General features: G+C 68.3%; 25 protein-coding genes and 1 pseudogene. 10 read left to right on the top strand and 16 right to left on the bottom strand.

The window, feature by feature from the left end; genetic code table 11:
* Positions 1–122: 122 nt before the first annotated feature.
* From GVY39_RS30625 to GVY39_RS30600, 6 genes and pseudogenes are all read right to left on the bottom strand, one after another.
* Positions 123–320 (bottom strand): annotated as a pseudogene (locus tag GVY39_RS30625) (ABC transporter substrate-binding protein); the annotation flags it as partial.
* Positions 321–332: 12 nt separating this feature from the next.
* Complete coding sequence (locus tag GVY39_RS30620) at positions 333–560, bottom strand: ferredoxin family protein (protein ID WP_043690033.1); 228 nt, start codon at positions 558–560, stop codon at positions 333–335.
* Positions 561–1,346, bottom strand: a complete 786-nt coding sequence (locus GVY39_RS30615; RefSeq protein WP_195070603.1) for a GntR family transcriptional regulator — start codon at positions 1,344–1,346, stop codon at positions 561–563. It lies immediately after the preceding gene.
* A gap of 523 nt (positions 1,347–1,869) precedes the next feature.
* On the bottom strand, positions 1,870–2,481 hold the full coding sequence (locus GVY39_RS30610; protein ID WP_223516404.1) for a QsdR family transcriptional regulator: 612 nt from the start codon (positions 2,479–2,481) through the stop codon (positions 1,870–1,872).
* 46 nt (positions 2,482–2,527) lie between these two features.
* Entirely contained in the window at positions 2,528–4,324 is a 1,797-nt protein-coding gene (locus GVY39_RS30605) for an acyl-CoA dehydrogenase (protein WP_159930407.1), read from the bottom strand.
* 136 nt (positions 4,325–4,460) lie between these two features.
* Positions 4,461–7,304, bottom strand: coding sequence for an AAA family ATPase (locus tag GVY39_RS30600; protein WP_159930408.1), 2,844 nt, complete (start codon positions 7,302–7,304; stop codon positions 4,461–4,463).
* Positions 7,305–7,462: 158 nt separating this feature from the next.
* On the opposite strand from GVY39_RS30600, the gene GVY39_RS30595 reads away from it, so the two are divergent.
* Positions 7,463–8,620 carry an epoxide hydrolase family protein gene (locus GVY39_RS30595; protein WP_159930409.1) on the top strand — a complete coding sequence of 386 codons (1,158 nt, stop codon included), beginning with the start codon at positions 7,463–7,465 and terminating at the stop codon, positions 8,618–8,620.
* 75 nt (positions 8,621–8,695) lie between these two features.
* Here GVY39_RS30595 and GVY39_RS30590 read toward each other — a convergent pair whose 3' ends face one another.
* Positions 8,696–9,280, bottom strand: a complete 585-nt coding sequence (locus tag GVY39_RS30590; RefSeq protein WP_159930410.1) for a GNAT family N-acetyltransferase — start codon at positions 9,278–9,280, stop codon at positions 8,696–8,698.
* Positions 9,277–10,620, bottom strand: coding sequence for a DNA-binding transcriptional regulator (locus tag GVY39_RS30585; RefSeq protein WP_159930411.1), 1,344 nt, complete (start codon positions 10,618–10,620; stop codon positions 9,277–9,279). Before GVY39_RS30585 ends, GVY39_RS30590 begins: the two co-directional genes overlap by 4 nt.
* A gap of 204 nt (positions 10,621–10,824) precedes the next feature.
* On the opposite strand from GVY39_RS30585, the gene GVY39_RS30580 reads away from it, so the two are divergent.
* From GVY39_RS30580 to GVY39_RS30570, 3 genes are all read left to right on the top strand, one after another.
* Positions 10,825–11,166 carry a hypothetical protein gene (locus tag GVY39_RS30580; protein ID WP_159930412.1) on the top strand — a complete coding sequence of 114 codons (342 nt, stop codon included), beginning with the start codon at positions 10,825–10,827 and terminating at the stop codon, positions 11,164–11,166.
* Positions 11,166–11,534 carry a hypothetical protein gene (locus GVY39_RS30575; protein ID WP_159930413.1) on the top strand — a complete coding sequence of 123 codons (369 nt, stop codon included), beginning with the start codon at positions 11,166–11,168 and terminating at the stop codon, positions 11,532–11,534. The genes GVY39_RS30580 and GVY39_RS30575 overlap by 1 nt, the downstream gene beginning before the upstream one ends.
* A gap of 149 nt (positions 11,535–11,683) precedes the next feature.
* Positions 11,684–12,682, top strand: coding sequence for an NAD(P)/FAD-dependent oxidoreductase (locus tag GVY39_RS30570; RefSeq protein WP_159930414.1), 999 nt, complete (start codon positions 11,684–11,686; stop codon positions 12,680–12,682).
* 115 nt (positions 12,683–12,797) lie between these two features.
* Here the strand turns inward: GVY39_RS30570 and cysC are convergent, their stop codons facing one another.
* From cysC to GVY39_RS30555, 3 genes are read right to left on the bottom strand one after another with little or no spacing between them, the layout of a single operon-like run.
* A complete protein-coding gene (gene cysC / locus GVY39_RS30565) occupies positions 12,798–14,633 on the bottom strand; it encodes an adenylyl-sulfate kinase (protein WP_159930415.1) in 1,836 nt (611 codons plus the stop codon).
* Positions 14,633–15,565 (bottom strand): sulfate adenylyltransferase subunit CysD, encoded by a 933-nt coding sequence (cysD, locus tag GVY39_RS30560; RefSeq protein WP_159930416.1) that lies wholly within the window; start codon positions 15,563–15,565, stop codon positions 14,633–14,635. Before cysD ends, cysC begins: the two co-directional genes overlap by 1 nt.
* A gap of 32 nt (positions 15,566–15,597) precedes the next feature.
* The gene (locus tag GVY39_RS30555; RefSeq protein WP_159930417.1) at positions 15,598–16,485 is read right to left on the bottom strand and encodes a helix-turn-helix domain-containing protein; all 888 of its coding nucleotides are present in this window, start codon (positions 16,483–16,485) and stop codon (positions 15,598–15,600) included.
* Positions 16,486–16,569: 84 nt separating this feature from the next.
* Here GVY39_RS30555 and GVY39_RS30550 point away from each other — a divergent pair, with 84 nt between their 5' ends.
* From GVY39_RS30550 to GVY39_RS30540, 3 genes are read left to right on the top strand one after another with little or no spacing between them, the layout of a single operon-like run.
* The gene (locus GVY39_RS30550; protein ID WP_159930418.1) at positions 16,570–17,733 is read left to right on the top strand and encodes a hypothetical protein; all 1,164 of its coding nucleotides are present in this window, start codon (positions 16,570–16,572) and stop codon (positions 17,731–17,733) included.
* Positions 17,733–18,509 carry an SDR family oxidoreductase gene (locus GVY39_RS30545; RefSeq protein WP_159930419.1) on the top strand — a complete coding sequence of 259 codons (777 nt, stop codon included), beginning with the start codon at positions 17,733–17,735 and terminating at the stop codon, positions 18,507–18,509. The genes GVY39_RS30550 and GVY39_RS30545 overlap by 1 nt, the downstream gene beginning before the upstream one ends.
* A gap of 9 nt (positions 18,510–18,518) precedes the next feature.
* Positions 18,519–19,682: a sulfotransferase gene (locus GVY39_RS30540; protein WP_240679484.1), complete on the top strand. Its 1,164-nt coding sequence runs from the start codon at positions 18,519–18,521 to the stop codon at positions 19,680–19,682.
* A 436-nt stretch (positions 19,683–20,118) separates the two neighbouring features.
* Here GVY39_RS30540 and GVY39_RS30535 read toward each other — a convergent pair whose 3' ends face one another.
* A complete protein-coding gene (locus GVY39_RS30535) occupies positions 20,119–20,793 on the bottom strand; it encodes a PaaI family thioesterase (protein ID WP_159930421.1) in 675 nt (224 codons plus the stop codon).
* Positions 20,794–20,993: 200 nt separating this feature from the next.
* On the opposite strand from GVY39_RS30535, the gene GVY39_RS30530 reads away from it, so the two are divergent.
* A complete protein-coding gene (locus tag GVY39_RS30530) occupies positions 20,994–21,644 on the top strand; it encodes an HAD family phosphatase (RefSeq protein ID WP_159930422.1) in 651 nt (216 codons plus the stop codon).
* Between the two features lie 25 nt (positions 21,645–21,669).
* Here GVY39_RS30530 and GVY39_RS30525 read toward each other — a convergent pair whose 3' ends face one another.
* Complete coding sequence (locus tag GVY39_RS30525) at positions 21,670–22,263, bottom strand: TetR/AcrR family transcriptional regulator (RefSeq protein WP_159930423.1); 594 nt, start codon at positions 22,261–22,263, stop codon at positions 21,670–21,672.
* Positions 22,264–22,284: 21 nt separating this feature from the next.
* Between GVY39_RS30525 and GVY39_RS30520 the strand changes: the two genes are divergently transcribed.
* Together GVY39_RS30520 and GVY39_RS30515 are read left to right on the top strand one after the other, a co-directional pair.
* On the top strand, positions 22,285–22,653 hold the full coding sequence (locus GVY39_RS30520; RefSeq protein ID WP_159930424.1) for a hypothetical protein: 369 nt from the start codon (positions 22,285–22,287) through the stop codon (positions 22,651–22,653).
* Positions 22,650–23,171 (top strand): hypothetical protein, encoded by a 522-nt coding sequence (locus GVY39_RS30515; protein WP_159930425.1) that lies wholly within the window; start codon positions 22,650–22,652, stop codon positions 23,169–23,171. The genes GVY39_RS30520 and GVY39_RS30515 overlap by 4 nt, the downstream gene beginning before the upstream one ends.
* A 139-nt stretch (positions 23,172–23,310) precedes the next feature.
* Here GVY39_RS30515 and GVY39_RS30510 read toward each other — a convergent pair whose 3' ends face one another.
* From GVY39_RS30510 to GVY39_RS30500, 3 genes are all read right to left on the bottom strand, one after another.
* A complete protein-coding gene (locus GVY39_RS30510) occupies positions 23,311–23,811 on the bottom strand; it encodes a hypothetical protein (protein WP_159930426.1) in 501 nt (166 codons plus the stop codon).
* Between the two features lie 94 nt (positions 23,812–23,905).
* Positions 23,906–25,186, bottom strand: a complete 1,281-nt coding sequence (locus tag GVY39_RS30505; RefSeq protein WP_159930427.1) for an RNA polymerase sigma factor — start codon at positions 25,184–25,186, stop codon at positions 23,906–23,908.
* A gap of 13 nt (positions 25,187–25,199) precedes the next feature.
* Entirely contained in the window at positions 25,200–25,550 is a 351-nt protein-coding gene (locus tag GVY39_RS30500; protein WP_159930428.1) for a YciI family protein, read from the bottom strand.
* Positions 25,551–25,580: the final 30 nt, after the last annotated feature.

Genomic DNA, 25,580 nt, shown 5'->3' with positions numbered 1-25,580 from the left:
GGCAAGGGGCACAACCCCGATCGGTGAACCAGTGGTGGCATGCAGGCGCCGGAGACCCGAATTCTCACCCCGGCCGGCCGTGCCGGGCGAGGGCTTCGAGCCCGTCACCGAGTTTGAATATCGGTGATCTTCTGTAGCCGCTGCTCGAGGTAGCCCTGCGCGCGCAGCAACGTGCCCGCGGTGACGGTGTTGATTGTTTTGGACTGGTAGCCGACGACCACCTTGACGGTGCCGGCCGGGGTGTCGTCGGACTGCTCGAGCGAGCACCCGGTCAGCGCGAGCGCGGCGGCGAGCAGGACGGGGACGAGTTTCACTTTCATCGGTCTTCCAGATCAGCGGAGCAGGTAGGGCATGTTGACGGTCACGGCTCCGGTGGGGCAGCGGGCCGCGCAGGGGCCGCAGTACCAGCACTCGTCCACGTGCATGAAGGCCTTGCCGTTGTCGGGGTTGATGGCCAGCGAGTCGAGCGGGCAGATCTCCACACAGAGGGTGCATCCCTGGATGCAGAGGGATTCGTCGATGGTGACGGGGATGTCGGCGCGCTGGTTCACGAGTGCCATCTAAAGGACCTTCCATTCGGGGGTGCTGCGGGTCAGGCTGCCGCGCATGGTGATTCGGTCGCCGCGCATCCGGATGTATTCCAGGTCGACCGGGCGGCCGTCGTCCAGGCGCGTCAGTCGCTCCAGCATCAGCAGCGGCGCACCGCCGGGGACGTCGAGGGTGGAGGCGGTGTGCGGGTCGGCGGGAACGGCCTCCACAGCGAGATCGGCGGAGCCGAGGGAGTGGCCGCTGATGCGTTCCAGCAGCACGAAGACATCGGTGTGCTCGAGGTCGTGGCCGAGCACCTCGGTGCCGATGTCGGGCGTCAGATAGGTGAGGTCGAGGCTCAGCGGCAGATCCGCCAGGTAGCGCAGCCGCTCGAGGTAGACCACGCGCTCGCCCGGCGCCAGACCGAGCCTGCGCGCGACGGCGGGCGGCGCGGCGACGTGCATCGCCGCGCGCACCTCGTTGCGCACGGTGCCGTGGCCTTTGAAGGTCTCCTGCAACCCCAGCAGCGCGTCGAGCCCGTGGTCGTACTTGCGGGTGGCCACCCGGGTGCCCACTTTGGGCGCCCGGTCGATCAAGCCCTCGTCCTTCAGCAGCGTCAGGGCGTCGCGGACGGTATTGCGGGAAGCGCCGTATTCGGCGGCGAGCTGCTGTTCGCTCGGCAGCGCGCCGTCGAACGCGCCCGCGTGCAGTTGATGGCGCAAGATGTCGGCCACCCGCCGCGCTTGATCGGCGCGCAACTGCCGCACCGGCGTGGGTTCCGCCGCCACTTTCTCCGCCTTTCCGTCGCTGACCTGCACGAATAGCGACGATAACGGGGGTTGCGGGCGGGGCCGTGCCGGTGTTCGCGCCCGCGGAATTCAGGGGATGTTATTGCGCCGGGCTCCGCCCGGTCCGACCTGGCGATATGCGCCGCTGTTCGGGGAATACGCCACGTAGTGCGCCGTGCCTCGAATTCCGATCACGGCGATTCGAAAAGGGGAACGCGGGGGCTGAGCGGCCCTTGTTTACTGTCGCGCACCGTAGGTACCTAGGAATCGACCGGCGAATCTCCGAAGTCGCCGCACTGTCTAGGTCGAGCAGTGCGGCGAGCGCTTCGGCGGTGTAAACGATCTTCAGCCGCAGTCCGGCGTTTTCGGTGTCGGGCAGCCGGGGCCGGTGGTGCGGGCGTATCCGGGGCCGAGCGGTGGTGGCCGTCGCCGTAGACGCCGTCGTCCTCGCACCACAGCTCGGAGGCGGCGGCGAGGGTGCGGGCGTCAGGGCGGTGCCGAGCCGCACGAACGGCAACGTGCCGGTGATTGCGGGACCGTGGTCGTGCGGCGGTCAGGGGGTGATCGCCTCGGGGATGCCCAGCAGCGCCGCCTGGACCTCGTGCAGGCGGTCGACGTCGCCGCGGATGCCCGCGACGTTGTCGTTGTACAGGAACGCCTCGCCGAGCCGGACCAGCGCGTAGGCCAGCAACGCCGGTTCCAGCGGAGGACGGTATCCGTCCTCTTCGGTGGCGCGGACGATCAGTTCCTGGACGGTGCCGACGACCAGTGGCTGTACCGGTCCGTCGCTCGCGGTGAGGATGCGCAACCCGGACAGTGGCTCGTTCTCGAAGTAGCGCCGGAACGGTTCGTTGTCACGCATCCAGCGGTTGACCCGATACAGCACGTCCAGGATGCGGCGCGCGCCGCTGGAGCGGCGGCGGGCGTCCGCATGCCTGAGCAGCGCCTCGAACTCCCCGGCCAGGACCGCGCCGAGCACTCCGTCGCGGGAGCCGAACCAGCGGTACACCGAGGCGCGGCTGAGCCCGAGTTGCCCGGCGATCGCCTGGATGTCCACGCGCTCCCCGGACAGGAACGCGCGGCGAGCGAGTTCTATGACCTGTTCCCTGGTCGCGGAGGCCGGGCGGCCGGGAGGGCGGGTGGTCCGCTGACTGGAATCGATCACCGCGGAATGATACATCGTCTAAGACGTGTATCGAAATGGGCTGAGCTCAGAACCAGGCGTCCCGCATCTGCAGGGTAGTCGTGTCCAACCTGGCGAGCAGGTCCAGTGCCGGTGCGGTCTTGGGCAATTCGAAACGGTAGAAGAACCGGGCGGCATGCCGCTTGCCATCGTAGAAGTCGCCGGACCGGTCCGCGGCGGCGAGGAACTGTTCGAGCCAGATCCAGGCCAGGACGGTGTGCCCGAATGCCTCCAGGTACACCGAGCTGTTGGCCAGCGCGGCCTCTATGTCACCGGAGGCGAACAGTCCCGCCGTCACCTCGACCAGCCGCCGCCACGCCGAATCCAGGTGTGCGGCAAGCTCCGCCGCCTCGCCGCCCGCCGCCCGCGCGGCGGTGATGGTCGCGTCGACGCGGGAGCCGAGTGCGAGCAGGCTGGCGCCGCCCTGCTGAGTCACCTTGCGCCCGAGCAGATCCAGCCCTTGGATGCCGTGCGTGCCCTCGTGGATGGGGTTGAGCCGGTTGTCCCGGTAGTGCTGCTCGACGTTGTATTCGCGGGTGTAGCCGTAGCCGCCGAGCACCTGGATGGCGAGGCTGTTGGCCTCCAGGCACCACTGCGAGGGCCAGCTCTTGGCGATCGGGGTCAGGATATCCAGTAGCAGGGTGACCGCGCGGCGCTCCTCGTCGGATTCGGCGGTGCGCTGCTCGTCGACCAGCCGCGCGCAGTACAGCACCAGCGCCAGCGCGCCCTCGGCATAGGCCTTCTGTGCCAGCAGCATCCGCTTGACGTCGGCGTGCTCGATGATCGGACGCTGCGGCGCGGACGGGTCGGCGGGCAGCTTGGCCCGGCCCTGCGCGCGGGTGCGGGCGTAGTCGAGCGACTCGAGGTATCCGGTGTAGCCGAGCGCGGTGGCGACCAGGCCGACGCCGATGCGGGCCTCGTTCATCATGTGGAACATGTAGGTCAGCCCGCGATGCGGTTCGCCGACCAGGTAGCCGATCGCACCGGGCGCGCCGCCGGGCGTCCAGCGGCCCTCGCCGAAGTTGAGTACGGTGTTGACCGTGCCGCGGAAGCCCATCTTGTGGTTGAGCCCGGCCAGGGCGACGTCGTTGCGTTCGCCGATCGCGCCGTCGTCGCCGACCAGGAATCGCGGCACCACGAACAGTGAGATGCCCTTGGTGCCCGCCGGTCCGCCGGGGATCTTGGCCAGCACCAGGTGCACGATGTTCTCGCCGAGTTCGTGATCGCCGCCGGAAATCCACATCTTGGTGCCGAACAGGCGATACGTGCCGTCGTCCTGTGGTTCGGCGCGGGTGACGATGTCGGCCAGCGACGAACCGGCTTGGGGCTCCGACAGGCACATGGTGCCGAAGAAACGGCCCGCGAGCATCGGCTTGACGAACTTCTCCACGTGCTCCGGACCACCCTGGGCGACAAGCAGATTCGCGTTGGCCACAGTGAGGAACGGGTAACCCGCGGTGCCCGGATTGGCCGCCTGGAACCAGGCGTAGCTCGCCTGCGCGACGGTCGCGGGCAGCTGTGCGCCGCCGAGTTCGTAGTCCATCGCGGCCGAGGGCAGCCCGGCTTTGGCGAAGGCGGCCAGCGCCTGGCCGACTTCGGGGATGATGGTCACGCGTTCGCCGTCGAAGGTGGGTTCGTTGGCGTCGTTGAGCTTGTTGTGCGGTGCGAAGTACTTGGCGGCCAGTTGCTCGCTGAGTTCCAGCACGGCGTCGAAGGTCTCCCGCGAGTGCTCGGCGTACCGCTCGCGTTTGGTGAGGTTCTCGACGTCCAGCCACTCGTAGAGCAGGAAATCGAGATCGCGCCGGGACAGCAAGGTCGACCGCATCAGCCCGTCCTTTCGAGACATGTTCGACTCACTGTATCTTACGGACCGGGATGGGACCGGGTCCCGCCCCGACGGAAAGTCGGCGTCGGAATCGCCGCGCCACTCACCAGTGCCGAACGGCCCCGCCATGCGCCGCTCACCCGTCGGTCGAGGGGCTGAGCAGGCCGCGGGCGTGCGCCATCGCCGCGGCCTCGGTGCGGGTGGCCGCGCCGAGTTTGGCGAGGATGCGCGAGACGTGCACACCGGCGGTGTTGGCGCTGATGAACAGTTCGGCCGCGATCCGGCGGTTGCTCGCGCCCGTGGCTACCAGCCGCAGCACGTCGAGTTCCCGGGGCGTCAGGCCCGCGGTGCTCGGCCGCCGCGCTGGGGAGGGCCGGTCGGAGGATTCGGCGAGAACGATTCCGGCGCGCTCGGCCAACTGTCTGGCTTGCTCGGCGAGGGGAGGCGCCGCCAGTTCGTCGGCCAGCTCGAGCACCGACCGCAGCGCGTCGCGCGCTGCCGGGCGATCGCCCGCGGCCAGTTCGGCCGCCCCGGAGTCCAGCAGGCTGCGCGCCAGCTCGTACGGCTGACGAAGGGCCCGCCAGGAGGCGACCACCGCGTCCCAGTCGGCGGGACGGCCACTGCGCACGGCGTGGCAGGAATTCCGGTACGCGGCGTCGACCGCGCTGGTCACGGGCAGCTTTTCCGTGACCGAATGCAGAACCATGGGAGCGCAGCGCGTCCGGGCGACCGTATCGGCCAGCGCCCACGCCTCGTGATGATGTGCGGCCAGATCGTCCGCGATCAGCGTCGCCGCGCCGATCTCAGCGGCGCGCTGCGGGTCGCCCGCCGCGTGCGCGATCTCGGATTGCACCGTGTACAGCTGAATTCGGTATTGCCTGGCCCATCGACTGTCGCCGAGCAACGGCTGCGCGGTTCTCGCGCTCGTCGCCGCGGCGTTCGCGTCGCCGCGCGCCAGCATGATCCTGGCGTGACACAGCAGCAGCGCGGCGGTGCTCAACGGCGGCAACCGCTCGGTGAGCGATTCGTCGACCAGATCGAGCGCCTCGTTCCATCGACCCAGGGCTGTGAGTGCCTGAGCCCATTTGACCAGCAGAATCGGCGCGGCTTCGGCGAACCGGTAGGTCTCGTGCGCGGCTCGCAGACCCTGTTGGATGGCGGCGATGGCCTTCTCGTTGGCGCCTGCCGACACCAGCAGCGCTGACTCCCACAGCACCACCGTCAGCAGGGTTCCCGGATCTCCCGCTGCCTTCGCCGCGGCATGCGCACGGTCGAAATGCGTCGTGGCGACCTCCGAGCGATCCGCGGTGGCCAGTCCGAGATAGGCGTGGGCGCGCGCGGCCAGCGGTAGGTCGTCGAGCTGTTCGGCCATCTCGGCGGCGGAGCGCGCGTCGTTCTCGGCGGCAGCCGCCGCACCGCTGAACACGCGCGCCGCGGCGAGTTCGGCGAGCACCTCGCCGCGCAGCCGGGTCGGCGGGTGCGCGGGAAGCAGTGCCAGGGCCGCGAGCAGGTCGTCCTCGCCGCCGCTGCTGCTCTGATTCCGCAGTCCGGCGCGATAGTGGTGCAGCCGGGCGGCGCGCTCCGGTTCGGTCGCCGCATCGATGGCGGCCAGCGCCGCGTCGGCTGCGGCGATCCCGCGCTCGACGACACCGCCGCGATGACACGCCGCCACGACCGCTTCCACGACATCGAGCCGCTCGACGTCCACCCTGCTCGCCGCGTCCGGCACGCGATCCCACAGTTCGAGCACCCGGTCCAGATGGCGCACCTGATCACGATGCGCGCCGATGCTCTCGGCTTCCGACGCCGATTCCCATGCGGCCTCGAGGGCGGGCGGCAGCTCTCCGGCGGCATACGCGTGGTAGGCCAGCTCGGCGGAGGGGAACTGGTGCGGGTCCTGTTTCCTGTGCTCGAGGAGTGCCTGAGAAATTCTGGCGTGCAACTGCTTTCGTTCGACGGGTAAGAGATCGTCGTAGACCGCATCACGGATGAGGACGTGCCGGAACTCGTAGCCGGTGTCGGTGGTGACCAGCAGTTGCCGATCGATCAGTTGGTGCAGGGCAGTGGTGAGCGCGGCCGGTGTGAGGGCGGTGGCGGCCTCCAGCAGCGTGTGCGGGACCGGAGACCCGGCCGCCGCCGCGAGGCTCAGCACCGAAGCGGTCTGCTCGGGCAGGTCGGACAGATAGGCGAGCAACAGCTCCGACAGCTCGGCGGGCGTGTCCTCGGGCGCGGGGCCGAGCGCTTCCACGAACAGCGGAATTCCCCTGCTGCGCTCGAAGACCCTCGCGATCGTCCCTGGCTCCGGTTCTCTGGCGTGCAGTGCGGCCAGCTGCCTGCCCACTTCGTGCTTGGTCAGCGGCGGCGGAGTCAGCAGTCGCACACGCGGGTCGCGGCGCAGGCCCGTGACCAGCTTGCGCAGCGGTTCGGAGTCGGCGGGCCGGTAGGTGCCGACCAGCACCAGATCGCCCTCGGCCAGGTTGGCCACCAGGAAAGCGAGCAATGCCAAGCTGGCGTCGTCGGCCCAGTGCAGGTCCTCCAGCACCACCACCAGGGGCCTGGTCAGCGCGAACTGTTCCAGCACGGTCAGGATCTCGCCGAACAACCGGGTTCGATCGGTCTCGGCGCCCGCCGTGCCGGACCGCGCGGCCAGCTCGGGAAGCCAGCGCGCCACCGCCGGCTCGGGCACCGGAAGCAGCGCCGCTAGGCCCTCCACCCCCAATTCACGCAGGACCGCGCGCATGACCGCGACGAAAGGCGTGAACGGCACGCCCGTCGCGCCGAACTCCAAACACCGTCCGGACAACACCGCCGTGCGTCCGCCGAGCCGCGTCGTGAACTCCGCTACCAGCCGCGACTTGCCGATGCCCGCTTCGCCGCCGATCAGTACGGTGTGCACCGCCGGATCACCGTAGGCGTCCTGCAATGCCGCGAGCTCGGCGGCCCGCCCCACGAAGGCGTCGCTTACGGGAAGGCTGACCACGGCGCGATCATGCCCGTACCGCGCCTCGGCGACAACTGCGGAGGTCGGGCGAGGGCCCGCGCCGCACCCGGGGTGAGAGATGAGCCCGCACACCGAACGCGCGAAATAACGGATTCTCGTGATTCGCTCACCCCCTCGTTACCCGAAGCATCAATGGCATGACGAACACCGAGATCCGCCCCTTCCGCATCGACGTCCCCCAGGCCGACCTGGACGACCTGCGCCTGCGCCTGGCCCGCACCCGCTGGATCGACGACCTGCCCGGTACCGAATGGGAACGTGGCGTGCCGACCGCCTACCTGAAGAACCTGGCCGGCTACTGGGCCGAGAAGTTCGACTGGCGCGCCGCCGAGACCGAGCTGAACGCCCACCCGCAGTTCACCACCACGATCGCCGGTCAGAACGTGCACTTCCTCCACATTCGTTCGGCCCGGGAGGACGCCACCCCCTTGCTGCTCCTGCACGGTTGGCCCAGTTCGGTGGCCGACTTCCTCGACATGATCGGCCCGCTCAACGACCCCGCCGCCCACGGCGCACCCGAGGCTCACGCCTTCCACCTCGTCGTCCCGTCGCTGCCCGGCCACGGGTTCTCCGGCCCGATCACCGAGGCGGGGTGGAACGACGGCCGGATCGCGGCGGCCCTCGCCGAACTCATGGCCCGGCTGGACTACCACCGCTACGGCGTGCAGGGCGGTGACCACGGCGCTTTCATCGCCCCCGCACTGGGGCGGATCGACACGGACCATGTCGTCGGCGTGCACGTCAACGCGCTGGTCACCTTCCCGACCGGCGATCCCGCCGACATGGCCGCGCTCACCGACGCGGAGAAGGCGCGCCTCGGCGGGATGAAGAAGTTCCAGGACGACGGCTCGGCCTACATGAACCTGAAGGGCTCACGCCCGAACACCATCGCGCAATTGCTCGCCGATTCCCCGACCGGCCAGCTCGGCTGGATCGTGGAGAAGTACCGCGAGTGGACCGACCAGTCCCACGACCTGCCCGAACAGGCCGTCGACCTCGATCGCCTGCTGACCACGGTGAGCATCTACTGGTTCACCGACACCGCCCGCAGCGTCGCCGACCTCTACTACGAACGCTTCCACGACGCGACCCTGTTCGCCCCGAAGCCGAAGGGCACCGTGCCGACCGGCGTCGCGGTATTCAAGGACGGCGACTACGCCATCCGCCGCTTCGCCGAGCGCGCCCACCACATCACCCACTGGTCGGAGTTCTACTCCGGCGGGCATTTCCCGGCACTGGAGGTGCCGGAGCTGCTGGTCGGCGATATCCGCGAGTTCTTCCGCACGCTCGGTTGATCGACGCAGCCGAAGGGCAGGCCGGTTTCTGTTCTGCCCTTTCGGCTGCCGATGCATCAACTGCAAATGCGGCAGTCAACGACTGGGGGATTTCTCACGGATCAAGACATCGAGTGTGGGTGCGTTCGGCCAGCTCGGTTTCGTGACACCGACGCGCGACCATCCCCAGCTCAGGTATGCCCTATAGGCACGTTCGTTCTCCGGCTCCACCAGTAGCGTCGCCCGCCTTTCGGGTCGGCTGCCCAACAGCGTGTCGTGCAGTCGCCGCGCCAAGCCGCGGCCGGTGTACTCGGCGCACACCATGATTTCCGACAGCGCGAAAGTACGGGTGCCGTCCTCGGCGGTGAACGTGACACGGTCGGCATGGGTGTCGTCCGGCTGAAAGTTTCTCCACCAGGCAGCACCTGCACGGAGCGTCCACCCCCAGGTTTGCCCGGCAGGTTTTCCGTCGACATACGCAACGACCATTGCGAAGACATCGCCGCCCGCAGGGTCGGTGTAACTGTCGAATCGGTGCATGAACTGCTCGGGCGCGTCGAACGGGTCACCGGATGCGATCGCGTCGACGTAGGACCCACGGTAGATTCGTTCCACCGTCCCTCGGAGTTCGCGGGCTTGTCCGGCATCAAGATGTCGGAATTCGACACCCGGAAGATTCATGCCGTGATCCCTGTCTGGGCGAGCTCATCGAAGCGGTCTCGGAATTCCGCGCCAGCAGAGACGTTCACGGTAGCGCGGCGAATAGGTTCGAGGACTTTTACGGTGCGGGGTGATGATACGCCGTTGTCCAGGTGCTCCAGCACTGACAGTCCATCGGCAAGCGCCCCGTCGAGATCCCCTGCTGCTGCCCGGGTCGACGCCAGCCACGCCCGCGTATTCACGGCGTTCCGGCTGGTCGATCCCTCGCTGGCGGCGGATTCGAACAGGCTCACGGCCTTCGTCAGATCGCCGGTGCGTCCATAGCCGCGCGCCTCGTGACCACGGACTTCGTTGTGGTTCACGGTTCGAAGCCAAACCGGGCACTCGGCAAGCGGTTCGTACGCCACCGCCTGGTCGACCTCCCGCCACGCTGTCGCAATCGCGCGCCCGAAGCCTTGGCGGTCACCGAGCAATCCCGTGGCTTGCGCTTGGCGGATTGCGATCAGGGCGTGAATTCGACCCGGTGGTCGGCCACGCATCAGATCACGAGCGCGGTCGATGAGGCGCAGGGCGTGGTGCGGGCTCGCCTGACCCGTGCGGCTGAGCGCTATGGACTGGTTCGCGGCGTACAGGCAGCTATGAGCTGTGAGCTCGGCATCGTTTGCTTGGACCGCCAGTGCCATGGCATCGAAATAGCAGCGGCGTGCGAGTGTATGCAGGTCGGCGTCGAACGCCAACCATCCGGCCAAGACCGCAAGTTCTCCGGTGGCGCTGGTGAACGCGTCACCAGTCGCGGTGTCGAAAGTGCCGGTCTCCAGCAAGTTCTTGGCACGAGCCAACTGTGCCAACGCCGTGCTGACCAGGGGCGCGCCACCTGCCCGCTGATCCTCGAACTCCAAAGCGGCAACGGTCTCCATCAGCCGCTGTGCGTCGGCCATGCCGATGCGCACGCCGGTGACGTCCCACGACTCGAGAAACGCGGCGGCCCCCGCTGTCGCAGCCAAGCGGCCGAACTCACGTCGTTTCACTTCAGCGTCGGCTTCCGACGCGTAGATATCGGATGCGCTGCCACACGACTCTGCCGGGATAGCGGACTCATATCTGCCAGGATGCCCCGAATTTCGTGCTCGAGCGACAGCGGCCCAGAATCGTTCGGCTTGTTGCTTGTCAAGCCGTGCCAGTTGCGTGTCCAAATCGAGGGCGGACTTCCCTCGAATGGGCCGCGAAGCCGTTGCACGCTGCCATTTCCGCACAGTCACCGGCTGATAGCCCACCTGCTCTGCGAACTCTTCCTGGGTCAACCGGAGGGCAGCACAGCGCAGTGCCTTGACTTCGACACCGGTCCAATCGGTCACGATCATCGCGGCCCCTCCCACGCCTGCAATCTGGTGTATCGGAAGCGTATCGGGTCTGTGCGGTCTTGTGCCTAGGAACGAATCACCAGGTCAGCCACCCTCGATGTGGCCCCGGCGTCGGATGAAGCCCACCACCGTCGATGACGCCGCTGGAGACTCGAGATCTCCGGCGCCGGGTGCCACACCACATCAACCGAACAAGGGGTGGACATGGCAGAAATCGCGCTCGGCTACATCCGGCTGGATCGGTCCGGCAGTGATTACGCAGGTGAGGAGCGCGCGATCCGGGCTCTAGCCGAGCGGAGGGGTTACCCCGACCCGGAAGTGCTGGTGGTCGATCGCGACGCACTGATGCCGACGCTCCTGCTGATGCAGGCCATCCGCAGGGTCGGCGCTTCGGTTGTCATCGCACCGACCCGGGAGCACGTCTGGACCAGCAGACGCGGTCTCACCGAGGAAGTGACTCTGATCGTCGTTGCGCCCGAGGCGATATGGGAGCGTGGCCATCGGTGGACGCCGTTCGGTTCACCTGACGGCGCGGTGCGGTATTGATGTCCGGCTGGCACGAGTACGGCATAGCTTTCGCTGTGGCGTCGGCGATGGTGATGGTGCTGCTGGGGGTCTTCTTCGCGGCCGGCAGATGGTGGCGAAGGCCCTTGCGCGGGCCGAGTGTCTATCACATCGCCGAACGTGTGGGCCATGAGCAGTTGTGCCTGCTGGGCTGGCCGCCGCTGGGCTGGCCTGCGGTAGACCCGGTGGACGGCCCAGAGCTCAGCACCGGCGATGCCCACGCGCTCATGCAGGTGCATCGGGAATGCGACGCGGACGAGTGCTCGTGGAAAAGCGCCGCCGTCGAGACCCTGCGGATCACCGGGCGCATGCGACCGAGCAAGTACCCGCGCCGATCGAATCGGCCTTGACGACCGACAGGACCGATAGGCATTGCGCAACAGGCTGATACGTTCGATGCGGACTGTAAAACCGCACGTGCACATGGTGGCCGGTCCGGGGGAGAGCATGATCCGGGCGTGTCATCGATCGGCTCGGCCTACAGCGAAGGGGTGCCCTGGTGTTTCGAGCGGAGGTCATCGGTTGCGGTATCGGAGGGGCGTGCGCGGCGCTGGCGCTGGCGAAAGTCGGTGCCGCCGTCACGGTCTACGAGAGGTCGGAGCGCGCGGCCGATGTCGGCGGTTGGGTCACGCTCGGTCCTGCGGCATCGACCGCGCTCGATCAGATCGGTCTGGGTGAGAAGGTCAGGGCGGCCGGGTTCCCGGTTGTCGGTGTCAGTTCGGCCGACACGCTGACGGGGCGCACGAAGTCCTTCGCCCGGACCGAGCCCGGTCATCGCTGGTCGAGTATCCATGTGTGGCGCAGGGATCTGTTGGCCGTACTGCGTAAAGGCTTGGACGGGGCGAATATTCCCTGCGCCTACGGAACTCGGGCCGATCCCGGCAAGCGCACAGGTGACCTGCTCGTCGGCGCCGATGGCGCTCGTTCGGAAACCCGGCGCATGCTCGGCAGTTCCCAGGAGCCCGCATACACCGGGCAAGTGATCCGGTACGGACATTGCCCGGTTCCGGTGCGAGGGCTACCGACGAACGTCCTGCACTTCTGGGCGCACTCGGAGGGGGTCGCGGGGTACGTGGGGGACGAGCGCGATGGTTCCTTCTGGTTCAGCAGGCGAAAAGCGGAGTCTCCGGCCGTGGCTATCGACGCCGACGTGTTTCTCGAAATGCTGCGGGCGACGCAAGTGGCGCAGGTACTGGAGCACTCGGAGGTGAGTGCGCCGATCGCCCTGTACGAACTCGACCCCGATGGCCTCTGGCACAGCGCTGACACCGTGCTGATAGGTGATGCGGCACACGTCGTTTCGCCGGCGGCGGGGCGAGGAGCGACCTCGGCGATCGAGGACGCCATCGTCTTGGCGAAGACCTTGCGTGGTGCGAACTCCATTGCCATGGCGCTGGAGTCCTACACCCGGACGCGTCGCCCGATAGCGCAAGCGACCTATCGGCCGGGATCGGTGCGGCAGCCTCCCAAAGTGTCAGCGGCCGATCTGCGGCTCTGACCCGTGGCAGCCGGTCGCGGCCGTGGGGCTCGATCAACGGCTCGGCACCCCCAAGGTGAGTTCGCGGGATCCGACCGATCGCGCGGAGAAATCCGGCGGTTGCCCACACACGTTGTCAGTCCAATCGCGTCAACCTCGCGATGATCGTGGCGGCCATCGATGCCGGGTCCCCATGGTCGGGGCGGAGAACGATATCGGCTTCGGTGGGTGCTTCGTACGGGTCATCGATGCCGGTGAAGCCGCGGATCTCGCCCGCGCGGGCCTTGGCGTACATTCCCTTGGGGTCGCGGGCTTCGCAGACCGCCAGCGGGGTGTCGACGAACACCTCCAGGAACGGGATTCCCGCTGCCTCGTGCGCGGCGCGCACCCGGTCTCGGTCGGCGCGGTAGGGGCTGATCAGCGACACCACCGCGACCACACCGGCTTCGGCGAACAGTTTCGCCACTTCGCCGACGCGCCGGACGTTCTCTTCCCGGTCCGCCGCGCTGAACCCGAGATCCGAGTTGAGCCCGTGCCGCAGGTTGTCGCCGTCGAGGAGGAACGCCGGACGCCCCGCGGCGACCAATCGGCGCTCCAGTTCCACCGCGACGGTCGATTTCCCGGAGCCGGACAGGCCGGTCAACCAGACCGTCAGGCCACGGGTGGCGCGCTCGTCGCGCTCGACGGCGGTGGAATGCCAGACCACGCGGGAGGAAGGCAGGCTCGGGCCGGTGATCATGCCCGCGGCGACGGTGTTGTTGGTGGTGTCGTCGACGAGGATGAAGCTGCCGGTGGCGCGGTTGCGCCGGTACGGGTCGAACAGCAGAGGCTGGCGAGTGCGCAACTGGACACGGCCGATCTCGTTGAGCGTCAACGACTCCGCGCGCTCGTCGCGATGCAGCGTGTTGACGTCCAGCCGGTAGTCCAGGGAGCGGACCTCGGCTGTGACGGCACGGGTGGTGTGCCGGATGGTGTAGGTCGCGCCCGGGGTGAGCTGGGCGTCCTCGGCGAACCAGCACACCATCGCGTCGATATCGCGGTCGGTGTTCGGGCGGTTGTTCGGGCGGCAGATCAGATCGCCGCGGGAGATGTCCAGCTCGTCGGCGAGCTGGATGGTGACCGCCTGCGGCGGGAAGGCTTCCGCGACCGGTGCGCCGCCCGGTCCCCAGATCGCCTCCACGGTGGTGGTGAAACCCGAAGGCAGCACGGCCACTTCGTCGCCCGGCTTGAAGACGCCGCCCGACACGGTGCCCGCGTAGCCACGGAAGTCCTGCGCGTGCCTGCGGGTGACGTACTGCACCGGGAAGCGCGCGTCGATCAGGTTGCGGTCGGAGGCGATGTGCACCTCTTCGAGATGGTGCAGCAGGGGAGTGCCCTCATACCACGGCATGCTCGCGCCGCGATGCACGATGTTGTCGCCGTGCAGCGCCGACACCGGCACGAAGGTCAGATCGGAGACGTCGAGTTTGGAGGCCCACCGCGCGAACTCCTCGCGGATCTCCTCGAATCGCTCCTGCGACCAGTCCACCAGGTCCATCTTGTTCACGCACAGCACCAGGTGCGGGATGCCGAGCAGGCCGGCCAGGAACGCGTGCCGACGGGTCTGCTCCACCACGCCTTTGCGGGCGTCCACCAGGATCAGCGCCAGGTCGGCGGTGGAGGCGCCGGTCACCATGTTGCGGGTGTACTGGACGTGGCCGGGGGTGTCGGCGATGATGAATTTTCTTCTGGGCGTGGCGAAGTAGCGGTGTGCCACGTCGATGGTGATGCCCTGTTCGCGTTCGGCGCGCAGGCCGTCGGTGAGCAGGGCGAGGTTCGGATAGTCGTCGCCGCGGTCGCGGCTGGTGCGCTCCACCGCGGCGAGCTGGTCGGTGAAGAGGGTCTTGGAGTCGAACAGCAGCCGGCCGATCAGGGTCGATTTGCCGTCGTCGACGCTGCCCGCAGTGGCGAGGCGCAACAGTGTGGTCGTCATCAGAAGTAGCCTTCGCGTTTGCGGTCTTCCATGCCTGCCTCGGAGATGCGGTCGTCGGCGCGGGTGGCGCCGCGCTCGGTGACCCGTGCCGCGGCGACCTCGGCGACCACCTCCGCGGGGGTGGCCGCGGTGGATTCGACGCAGCCGGTGCAGGTCGCGTCGCCGACGGTGCGGAAGCGCACGGTGGCCTCGTAGGGCTGCTCGCCGTCGAGCAGTTCGAGGAAACGGGTGTGCGCCAGCAGCATTCCGTCGCGCTGCACCACCGGCCTGCGGTGGGCGTAGTACAGCGGGGGCAGCTCGATATCCTCGGCGGCGATGTAGCTCCAGATGTCGAGTTCGGTCCAGTTCGACAGCGGGAACACCCGGATGTGCTCGCCCGCGCGGTGCCTGCCGTTGTAGAGGTTCCACAGTTCGGGGCGCTGCCTGCGCGGATCCCACTGGCCGTACTCGTCGCGGAAGCTGAACACCCGCTCCTTGGCGCGGGCCTTCTCCTCGTCGCGGCGCGCGCCGCCGAAGACCGCGTCGAACGATCCTTCCTGGATCGAGCGCAGCAGCGTCGTGGTCTGTAGCCGGTTGCGAGAGGCGCGCGGCCCGGTCTCCTCGACCACCCGTCCCGCGTCGATGTCGTCCTGCACTCGTCCTACGACCAGACGCAGCCCCAAGCGGGCCACTGTCGCGTCACGGTAGGCGATCACCTCGTCGAAGTTGTGCCCGGTGTCGATGTGCAGCACCGGGAACGGCAGCGGCGCGGGCCAGAAGGCCTTGGCCGCCAGATGCAGCATCACCACCGAGTCCTTGCCGCCGGAGAACAGCAACACCGGGCGTTCGAATGTCGCTGCCACTTCACGGAATATGTGCGCCGACTCGGCCTCGAGCGCGTCCAGATGGGGCAGCTCGTAGGTGCTCGCCGTCGACTTCGCATACTGGCTCACACCGCAAAACTAGAACACGTTTCGGTCTTTGGTCAATGGCTTGAGCCCGGCTTGTGCCCGCCGGAGTTCGCCGTCACCGCGTCGGCGGCGGCCACCAGCGCGGCGCCTCGCCTGGCGATCTCGGCCCCGGTGACCGACCGGCCGACGTACATCGTGAGCACCATGTTCTGCCTGCCGTCGCCGTCGTAGGTCGGGGCCGCGAGCAGGCTCACCGCGTGCTCCTTGCGGGGGCGCAGATCCGCGCCCAGATACACCCGCTCGCCGAGGCTCGTCACCAGCTCGCCGACCAGTTCGCGCAGCTCGGGCGGCAGATCGCGGTCGGCGACCCCGGCCAGCAGCGAGTACAGCCGCCGTCCGGCCGTGGTCATGCTCTCCACGAGGAACCCGCGCTCGCGGCACTCGGCGACGACCTGGCGCAGGCGCGCCTCGTCCTGTCGCAACGGCACCGCCGACGGCTTGGCCAGCCAGGCGTCGAAGGCCGCGTCGATGTCCCAGAGCACGTACATCAGGCCGACCGGTGGCGCGAAATGGTAGGCCGCGCCCACCTTCACCAGGCCGGGACCGGTGCTCTCCAGCACCATGATCTGCTCGCCGACCACCGCCGACGCCGTGCAGGTCGTGTGGTACCGCGCGGACAGTTTCTCCAGCTCGACGCGCGCGAGCGCGGAGATGGCGAAGCTGTCCTGCGCCGCCCGTCCGGCCGCGATCAGCGCCGGTCCGAGCCCGTAGGTGCGGGTATCGGCGTCGCGCGTCAGGTAGCCGCCCGCGGTGAGTTCGGTCAGGATGCCCAGGCAGGTCGGTTTGGCCAAGTCGAGTTCGCGGGCGAGCTCGGAGAGCCCGAAGCGTTTCCCGCGCTGCTCGACGAAGAAATCGAGGACCTGAACCACCCGCGCGGTGGGTGCGGACCGACGGCCGACCATTGACCACTCCTAGAACACGTTCTAATCTTGCCTTGATCGAAATGTACCAGAGCGGTACATATATGGAATACCGGAGAGAGCCTCTTGCTGACACAGCCGTTCGCGGACGCCATCGCCGCCGCCGAGCAGATCATCACCGGAGCCGCGCACATCCGCACCGAACAGGACCTCGTCGAGGGCTACGACTACCTGGCGGGCAGCATCCGCGCGTCGTTGCAGATGGCCTGGGCATACGAGCTGGACTTCCCGTTCTTCGTGATGTCCACCGGGCCCTACACCAAGATGGGATTGGACAACCCCGACACCCTCTATTTCCACGCCTATCTGCGGCCGGACGCGGATTACGTGGTGACCGGAACCCGCGGCACCACCCGCGACCTGAGCTTCCAGGTGCTCAACGGCAACTACTCGCCGGTGGACGTGCCCGACAGCCTCACCGCCTTCGACGACCGCGAGCTCGACATCCGCCCTGACGGCAGCTACGAGCTCCGCTTCGGACCGGGCGAAGCGGGCCCGGGATACGTTCATCTCGGCGCCGACGCGGCGATGCTGGTGGTGCGCGAGGTCCACAGCGATTGGGCCACCGAGAAGGCGGGCACGATCCGCATCCAGCGGGTCGACCGCATCGGTGACGCGCCGCCGCCGCTGACCAAGGACGTGCTGACCAAGCGGTACGGCGTCGCGGGCAAGATGCTGGTGTCGCGGCTGAAGACCTTCCTCGCCTTCCCGGAGTGGTTCTACCTGAACCTGCCGGTGAACACGCTGACCGAGCCGAGGCCGACGCCGGGCGGGCTCAGCACACAGTTCTCCTCGGTGGGTCACTACGACCTGGACGACGACCAGGCCATGATCATCACGGTGCCGAAGTCCGACGCGCCCTACCAGGGCTTCCAGCTCGGCAGCATGTGGTACCTGTCGCTGGACTACATCAACCACCAGACCAGCCTCACCGCCGACCAGGCGCACGTGGACCCGGACGGGATGATCCGGCTGGTGGTCAGCGAGCGCGATCCCGGTCTGGCCAACTGGATCGAGCGCACCGGGCACGCCAGGGGTTATCTGCAATTCCGCTGGCAGCGGCTGTCGAGGGAGATGAAACCGGACGACGGGCCCACCGTGGAGCTGGTCTCGGTCGCCGATCTGCCGAATCGCCTGCCCTTCTACGAGCAGGCCCGGGTCACGCCGGAGCAGTGGCGTACGCGGATCGCGGCGCGGCAAGTCGCCGTCGCGGAAAGGATGCTCGGCTGATGCTGTTGCGGGACAAAGTGGTCGTCGTCTCCGGCGTAGGGCCGGGATTGGGGCGCGCGATCGCCGTGCAGAGCGCGAAAGCGGGCGCGGACGTGGTGCTGGCCTCCCGGACCGAGTCGCGGCTGACCGAGGTGGCCGCGGAGATCACCGCACTGGGCAGGCGCGCGGTGGTCGCGCCCACCGACATCAACGACGAGGCCGCCGCGGCCGATCTGGTGGAGACCGCGCGCAGCGCGTTCGGCAAGGTGGACACGCTGGTGAACAACGCGTTCGCCATCCCGCCCATCGTCGATCTCGCCGATGTCGACTTGGACCAGGTGCGGGCGGGCTTCGAGACGAACGTGCTGGCCGCATTGCGCCTGACCAGGCTGTTCGTGCCCGCCCTCACCGAGACCAAGGGTTCGGTCGTGATGATCAACTCGGCTGTGCTGCGCCACTCGCGGCGGACCTTCGGGCCGTACAAGATGGCGAAGGCCAGCCTGCTCGCGCTGGCGCAGAGCCTGGCCACCGAACTCGGGCCGAAAGGTATCCGGGTGAATTCCGTCGCGCCCGGCTATATCTGGGCCGACAACCTGAAGTGGTACTTCAACTACCTGGCGCAGCAGCGGGGGATCACCCCAGAGGAGGTCTACGACGAGACCGCGAAGACCACCGACCTGCGCAAGCTCCCCGAACCCGACGAGATCGCCGACGCTGTCGTGTTCTTCGCGTCCGACATGGCCCGCGCGATCACCGGCGCGTGCCTGGACGTCAACGCCGGCGAATACCACCACTAGGAGATGACCGTGATCGGTAGGGACGATGTCGGCACCGTCGATGACCTGCATGCTTCCGCGACCAAGGTGGTCGGGCTGGACGACTTCGGGACCGATGACTATCGCGAGGGGCTCGAGGTGCTGCTCGAGTCGTATGCGAAGGACGCCGCACTCACCCCGTTCGGCAACAAGGTCAACCGCGCCTTCCTGCGCGGCGCCCTGATCGCCCGCCTGCTCAGCGAGGCGGCCTGGCGGCAGCACCCGCAGCACGCCGACGTGGCGATCGAACGGCCGATCTTCGTGACCGGTCTGCCGCGCTCGGGCACGACGGCGGTGCACCGTCTGCTCAACGCCGACCCCGCGCACCAAGGGCTGGAGATGTGGCTGACCGAGATGCCGCAACCGCGCCCGCCGCGGGAGACGTGGGCGAGTGACCCGGTGTACCAGCGCCTGGCGGCCGCCTACGACAAGCACCACGTCGAACACCCGGAATTCATGGGCGTCCATCACATTTCGGCCGACCAGGTCGAGGAGTGCTGGCAGCTGTTGCGGCAATCGGCCATGTCGGTGTCCTACGAGTGCCTGGCCTACCTGCCCACCTACTCCGAGTGGTTGCGCGACCGGGATTGGACGCCCGCCTACCGCAGGCACCGGCGCAACCTCCAGCTGATCGGCTTGCCGGACGCGGGCAAACGGTGGGTGCTGAAGAACCCGAGCCACCTGTTCGCGCTGGACGCCATCTTCGAGGTCTATCCGGACGCGCTGGTCATCCAGATGCACCGCGATCCGCGCACCATCATCGCGTCGGTGTGCAGCTTGAACGAGCAGGCGTCGGCGGGCTGGTCGGAGAAATTCCGTGGTCCGGTGGTGGGCGCGGCACAACTGGATCTGTGGGCGCGGGGCGCGGAGCGATTCCTCGCCGACCGCGAGCGCTTCGCCGCGGGGCAGTTCTGCGACGTCGACTACGACGAGTTCGTCGCCGACCCGATCGGCACCGTCGAGTCGATCTACCGGCGCTTCGAGCTACCGCTGACCGAGGAGGCGAGCGCCGCGATGACCGCGCTGCACGCGCAGAGCACCACGGGCGCGGCGCGTCCGGCGCACCGCTACACCCTCGGCGACTTCGGGCTGACCGCCGAGCAGGTGGACGCGCGGTTCGCCGCGTACCGGGAAGCGCATTTCCCCGGGCGGTGATCACTCGGCGCCCGCCGGTCGTCCGGCACGACCGGCGCGCGCTGAACGTGCTTGCGGCGCACGCATTTCACGCGTATTTGCAATGAATGCACGCGCGGCGACTCCGGGGTCGTGCGCCTTGCCTCTACCTGCACTCTTTCGATCGATCCGGATTTCCGGCTGGGACAGGGCAATTCATGCATTGGTGCACGGTGCGCCATTCGCGACCGCACTCGTGGGGCGGGAGTCCATCGCCAACGCTCGGGGGAAGACCTGGGCCGCAATTACTCTCGGCGATGGTCCGGCCGCTGCGGGCGGGTAGTCGCGTCAGCGCGTAGGTCTGCGCGTGTCGACCGGTAACCGGGTCGCTTCACCATGCGTGAGTGACACGGACGGAACATGGGCGGCCAGGAAGCCGACGATCCCGGTCCGCGACCGCGCGTCGTGCCGTGGCGCGTCAGGGCTGTCCGGGCTCGAGCACGATGAACAAGCCGTTCGCCTCCGCGCACAGCCGGTCGCCGTTGTGCAGGGTGGCCCGCACGTAGACTTTGCGACCCTCCTGCCGCTCGGCCCACGCGCGCACCTTCAGCTCGGTGTTCAACGGGGTGATCGAGCGGTAGTCGACGGTGAGCGAGGCGGTTCTGGTGACCGAGCCGGAGTGCACCGCGGCCGCCATGCCGAGCAGGTCGTCGAAGGCGATGGCGATCTGGCCGCCGTGGGCGGCGCTGTTGCCGCCGAGGTGGAAGGTGCGGAAGGTGAGGCGCGCGTCGACGCCCTGCCGGTCGACGTGGTCGATGACGAACGGCGGCAGCGTGATGTTGCCGCGGGCGGGCAGGTCGAAGCGGGTCCAGTTGGGCGTCGACCACTCGTCCACCACGGCCGCGTCGAGCTTGTCGTTGAGCTCTTTGAGGATGCCGATGGCCTCCACCGCCAGTTCGTCGGAGGGGGAGGTCAGCCGGACCCGGTCCATCAGGCCGCGCACCTGCTCGATGAACTGTCCGTAGTGCGGCCCGCCGCGGGAGATGTCGTCCTTGGCGGCTTCGTGCGCGGCGATCAGCTCGGTCATCGGCCGGAACCCGCCCTCGTGGTGTTCCTTGCTCGGCAGCGAGTCGCCGGCCTGCGGTTCGTTCATAAGAACAAGTTATCGGTTGCCCGGGGAATGCTCGCCGGGCGGGTGCCGCGTGCGTCGCCGCACGCGCGCACCGCATAGGCTGATGCGCGGCCGGGTATCGCGTTTTCGCGGGTGGTACCGGCACGATTCGGGCGGGTGGGCAGTGCGACTCGGCCGCGATCGACCTCTGACCGCTCCGGCTGGCGAAAGGCTCTGTGTGCATGGGTATCACCGCGGTCGTCTTCGACATGGACGGCGTACTGATCGACTCCGAGCCGGTCTGGGAACTGGTGCGGCGCGGCTATGTCGCGGAGAAGGGCGGCCGGTGGCTGCCCGACACCCAGCAGCGGCTGATGGGGATGAGCACCGGTGAGTGGTCGGCCTATCTGAGCGGCGACCTCGGCGTCGGCGAGCCGCCGGAGATCGTGGCGCGGGAAGTGATCGAGCGGATGGCCGAGCGCTATGACGACGGCGTGCCGTTGCTGGCCGGGGCCGTCGAGGCCGTACAGCGGATCAGCGAGCACTGGCCGCTCGGGCTGGCCAGTTCGTCGCCGCGCGCCCTGATCGACACCGTGCTCGGCCGGACCGGCCTGATCGAGTATTTCACCGTCACCTTCTCCACCGAGGAGGTCGACCGCGGCAAGCCCGCTCCGGACGTCTACTCGACGGTCGCGACGTTCCTGCGTCAACGGCCGACCGACTGTGTGGCAGTGGAGGATTCCAGCAACGGCCTGCGCTCGGCCCATGCGGCGGGCATGCGAGTCATCGCCGCGCCGCGCCCGGAGTATCCGCCCGCTTCCGACGCGCTGGGACTGGCCTCCCGAGTCATCTCCTCGCTCGACGAACTCACCCCTGCGCTGATCACCGGCTGATCCGCGGACCGGGCACCCGCGCAGGTCAAGGACGGTAGGAGATCAGCAGGGTCCGGACGGCGGCGGTCAGGTCGTCCTCCAGCCAGCCGGGCAGTGACGGAGCGTGGGCGTGGCGGCGCAGCGCCGCATAGGGGAGATCGACGACCGCCCGGGAGATCGCGTCGAGCTCGCGGTCACCGTCGCGGCCGAACAGCGCGGCGGCGATGCGGCGCAGATGCTCGATCAACGGGGCGTTCATCGTGGCCAGCGTGGCGCGGAACTCGGCGTCCGGTCCGCCGTCGAGGAGATCGCTGGGACGCAGCTCGAGCAGGAGCTTGGCGTCCTCGGGTAGTTCGCGCCCGAACCGCAAGGCCGCCCGCGCCATCGCGACACCGGCCTCGACCGGGTCCGGTTCGTCCGCCACGGCGAGGGTGCCGTCCTGAAAGCGGCGCAGCGCGCGCAACCACGCCGCGGTGAGCACGCCGTTGCGGTTGCCGAACCGGTGATACAGGGTGCCGACCGGCGCGCCGCTGGCCTCGGCGATGGCCGACACGCTGGTCGCGCGCGGTCCCTCGGCCAGCGCCAGGGTGCGCGCTGCGTCGAGGATCACGTCGGTGTCGTGCTTGCGGGGTGGGGCCATGTACTAGTACGTTCCTTCTATATGGAGCGTTTGTCCTATATAGATGAGCATGCCAGATCGGTCGAGGCGAATCGTGATCGGGCGTGGAAGGCGGTGGTGAAAGTGGTGTGTAAAGACCCGCACGATCCCGCCGCGGCGCCGACCGGCTTCGTGCTGGATTCCGCCGAGGAACCGCGCCGGTTGGCGCTGCGCGGGCAACACTGGTTCTCGAAATACGCGCTGATCTTCGAACTGGACGAGGAAGGACCCAGCCGCACCCGCGTTCGCGCCCGCAGCTACGGGGACTTCCCCGGCCTGCATGGCCGGATCTACCGCGCGCTGGTCATCGGGACCGGATGCCACCGGGTGGTGGTGCGGCAGATGCTGCGCCGAATCGCGGCGGCGGCATGATCCCGGCAACGGTGTGGGGCGCCACCGAGGCCGAGCGCGAAGCACCCCTGCCGTGCGACGACCGGCAGCCCGGCGGGGTTCAGGCCGACCGGGCGATCAGCATCGACGCGCCTCCCACCCTCGTCTACGCCTGGCTGTGCCAGTTGCGCGTCGGTCCGTACAGCTACGACCTGCTGGACAACTTCGGCAGACGCAGTCCGCGCCTGCGCGACCCGATGCTCACCGAACTGGAAGTGGGCCAACGGTTCATGTCCCAGTTCGAGCTGGTCTCCTTCGTCCTGGGCAGACACATCACCCTGGTCGCGGACAAGATATGCGTCACCTACGCGGTGCGTCCCGAAGGTGGGGGAACCCGGCTCGTGGTGCGGATACGCTTCGGCGGGCCGAAACTGCTCGCGGCGGCGCTGGCCCTCGGTGACGTGCTCATGATGCGCAAGCAACTGCTGACGCTGAAGGAACTCGCCGAAGCCGAACACCGCACCGGTTCGGCGGCCTCCCCCGAGCCACCGCAACGTTGACGCGCCACGTCGGCATCGAGTCATCGCGATGCCCGGCGACACACTGGCAGCCGGCGCCCGCGTCCAGCTGTGACTCGGTGCGCAGCCGCGCCGATGTCGATTCGAGCGCGAGGGATGATCCGACGACAGAACCTCGCGCTCAGCGGCGACGTTCCACCAGGTCGAACTTCCGCTGCTCGAAACCTTCCGGCACGGTGTCGCGCACCGAGATCAGAGCGTCCGCCCAAGCGCCGAGGAGGGTGTGGTCGCCGGAGGTGTGGCATTGCTCCGGCGCGGGTTCGGCGGTGAGCAAGGGAAGCGGGTGGATGCGGTGGCGGGCCTGGTTCTCCAGCACCGTGGCTTTGTCCATGAAGATCCGAAGGTCGTGATTGAGCAGGTAGCGGCCGACCGCGCCGTGTTCCGGTGGCACCAGCGCCGCAACGGAACTTGCTGTCCGGTAAGTGTTTTCGTTGTCCTGCCCGCGCCGTGGCGCTTCCCGTCCCGCCCAAACGACCCTGGTGGGCTGCCAGAGCAGTCGTTCGATCCCTTGAACGAGGTGGTTGCCGATCCTGGCGTGTTCCATCAGCCTGGCGCCGACGTCCACATAGCCGAGCAGGCGGTGGTCGCCGGTGCGGAGTACTGCTCGATACAGCTGCCACACGTAACCGTATTCCCTTCGGTGGTAGTCGATTTCGTTGCATGCTCACACGCGTTTGCGGTGTGGCGATTACAACGGCGTTACCACCGTGGTGCGGCTAGTCGGCCTCCGCGCACGCCGAAGCACGGTGGAGCAGAAGGGCTCGCTCGGAGGCGTTGCCGGTGAGTTCGGCCGCGCGAGCGAATTCGGTGCGTGCCTGGGCGTACCGGCCCAGCCGGGCGAGCAGATCACCGCGCACGGCGTAGCGAAGGTGATAGTTGTCCAGGGCGCCCGTAGCGGTGAGTGCGTCCACCAGCTCCAACCCCGCTGCGGGGCCGTGTATCCGGCTCACCGCCACGGCGCGGTTGAGCTCGATGACAGGAGAGGGAAAGCGTTGTGCGAGAACGGCATACAATCCGGCGATGCGCCGCCAATCGGTCTCTTCCGGCGTCGCGGCCATCGCATGCACCGCGGCGATCGCGGCTTGCAGGGCGTACCGGCCCGGCGGCCGCCTGCGCTCGCGCGCCGAACTGTTCGCCCGTCCGAGGGCGGCCAGTCCGCGCCGGATCAGCAGACGATCCCAGCGGGAGCGGTCCTGCTCGTCGAGCAGGACGATGACCTCGGTGGGGCCGGTGCGCGCGTGCAGGCGGGAAGCCTGCAGCTCCAATAGCGCTGCCAGACCGGGCGTTTCCGGCTCGGCGGGCAACAACTCGGCGAGCATGCGGGCCAGACGCAACGCGTCCTGGCACAGCTCCACCCGCATCCAGTCCTCGCCCGCCGTCGCGGCATACCCCTCGTTGAAGACGAGATAGACCACCGCCAGCACCGAGGCCAACCGTTCACCCAGCTCCGGCTCGCCCGGGACCTCGTAGGGAATCCGCTTGTCGGCGATGGTGCGTTTCGCGCGCACGATTCGTTGCGCCACCGTCGATTCCGGCACGAGGAACGCCCTGGCGATCTCTCCGGTGGTCAGCCCACCGAGCAGCCGCAGCGTCAGCGCCACCCGGGCCGGCTCGGGTAGCGCCGGATGGCAGGCGGTGAACATCATCCGCAGCAGGTCGTCCTCCACCGGGTGATGGTCCGCGCCGGATGGCGGCGGCTGCTCGGTCACGATATCGCGACCGAGCAGCTCCAGCTTGCGGGCGAGGGTCCGGTTGCGGCGCACCAGATCGATCGCCCGGTGCTTGGCGGTGAGCATGAGCCAGCCGCCCGGATTCGGCGGCACGCCCGCGCTCGGCCACTGCTCCAGTGCCGCGACCAAGGCATCCTGCGCCAGCTCTTCGGCAGCGCCCAGGTCGCCGACCATTCGAGTGAGCCCGGCGACCAATCGGGGCCACTCCATCCGGGTCGCCGCCTCGACGGCGCGTCGCGCCGACTCCGCTGACCGCTGCCCGCTCATCCGCCGGACTCGATCAGGCGGGCTCGTCGATGCGCCGCAACTCGACCTCGATGTCCCATTGCGGGCCGTGCGCACCGAGGAAACGCGAGGTCCATTCCACCGCCTCCTCCTTCGACTTGACCTGCAGAAGGGAGTATCCGCCGACTACCTCCTTGGATTCGGTGAAGGGGCCGTCCAGCACGGTCTGCCTGCCACCGGACTGCCTGACCTTGGTGGCCTCGGTGATCGGGCGCAGGCCGTTGGTGTCCAGCAGCACACCCGCCTTGGTCATCTCCTCGATCACCTTTCCAACCTGCTCGAACAGTGCCTCGTCCGGCTGCGGCGCGGTGGCGGGGTCCACGTGGATGAGCATCATGTATCGCATCTGGGCATCCTCGGTCGATGTGTCGTCAGG

It is taken from the genome of Nocardia sp. CY15 (assembly GCF_009829295.1).
GTDB classification, from domain to species: Bacteria; Actinomycetota; Actinomycetes; order Mycobacteriales; family Mycobacteriaceae; genus Nocardia; species Nocardia sputi.
This window is presented reverse-complemented; position numbering and strand designations above follow the sequence as displayed.

Bases quoted from the DNA above. Each gene is read 5' to 3' on its own strand.
- GVY39_RS30590 (WP_159930410.1), bottom strand. From the start codon at position 9,280: ATGAATCTTCCGGGTGTCGAATTCCGACATCTTGATGCCGGACAAGCC.
- GVY39_RS30595 (WP_159930409.1), top strand. From the start codon at position 7,463: ATGACGAACACCGAGATCCGCCCCTTCCGCATCGACGTCCCCCAGGCC.
- GVY39_RS30585 (WP_159930411.1), bottom strand. From the start codon at position 10,620: ATGATCGTGACCGATTGGACCGGTGTCGAAGTCAAGGCACTGCGCTGT.
- GVY39_RS30500 (WP_159930428.1), bottom strand. From the start codon at position 25,550: ATGCGATACATGATGCTCATCCACGTGGACCCCGCCACCGCGCCGCAG.
- GVY39_RS30515 (WP_159930425.1), top strand. From the start codon at position 22,650: ATGATCCCGGCAACGGTGTGGGGCGCCACCGAGGCCGAGCGCGAAGCA.
- GVY39_RS30520 (WP_159930424.1), top strand. From the start codon at position 22,285: ATGGAGCGTTTGTCCTATATAGATGAGCATGCCAGATCGGTCGAGGCG.
- GVY39_RS30530 (WP_159930422.1), top strand. From the start codon at position 20,994: ATGGGTATCACCGCGGTCGTCTTCGACATGGACGGCGTACTGATCGAC.
- GVY39_RS30620 (WP_043690033.1), bottom strand. From the start codon at position 560: ATGGCACTCGTGAACCAGCGCGCCGACATCCCCGTCACCATCGACGAA.
- GVY39_RS30555 (WP_159930417.1), bottom strand. From the start codon at position 16,485: ATGGTCGGCCGTCGGTCCGCACCCACCGCGCGGGTGGTTCAGGTCCTC.
- GVY39_RS30545 (WP_159930419.1), top strand. From the start codon at position 17,733: ATGCTGTTGCGGGACAAAGTGGTCGTCGTCTCCGGCGTAGGGCCGGGA.
- cysC (WP_159930415.1), bottom strand. From the start codon at position 14,633: ATGACGACCACACTGTTGCGCCTCGCCACTGCGGGCAGCGTCGACGAC.
- GVY39_RS30605 (WP_159930407.1), bottom strand. From the start codon at position 4,324: ATGCGGTCGACCTTGCTGTCCCGGCGCGATCTCGATTTCCTGCTCTAC.
- GVY39_RS30575 (WP_159930413.1), top strand. From the start codon at position 11,166: ATGTCCGGCTGGCACGAGTACGGCATAGCTTTCGCTGTGGCGTCGGCG.
- GVY39_RS30535 (WP_159930421.1), bottom strand. From the start codon at position 20,793: ATGAACGAACCGCAGGCCGGCGACTCGCTGCCGAGCAAGGAACACCAC.
- GVY39_RS30505 (WP_159930427.1), bottom strand. From the start codon at position 25,186: ATGAGCGGGCAGCGGTCAGCGGAGTCGGCGCGACGCGCCGTCGAGGCG.
- GVY39_RS30580 (WP_159930412.1), top strand. From the start codon at position 10,825: ATGGCAGAAATCGCGCTCGGCTACATCCGGCTGGATCGGTCCGGCAGT.
- GVY39_RS30525 (WP_159930423.1), bottom strand. From the start codon at position 22,263: ATGGCCCCACCCCGCAAGCACGACACCGACGTGATCCTCGACGCAGCG.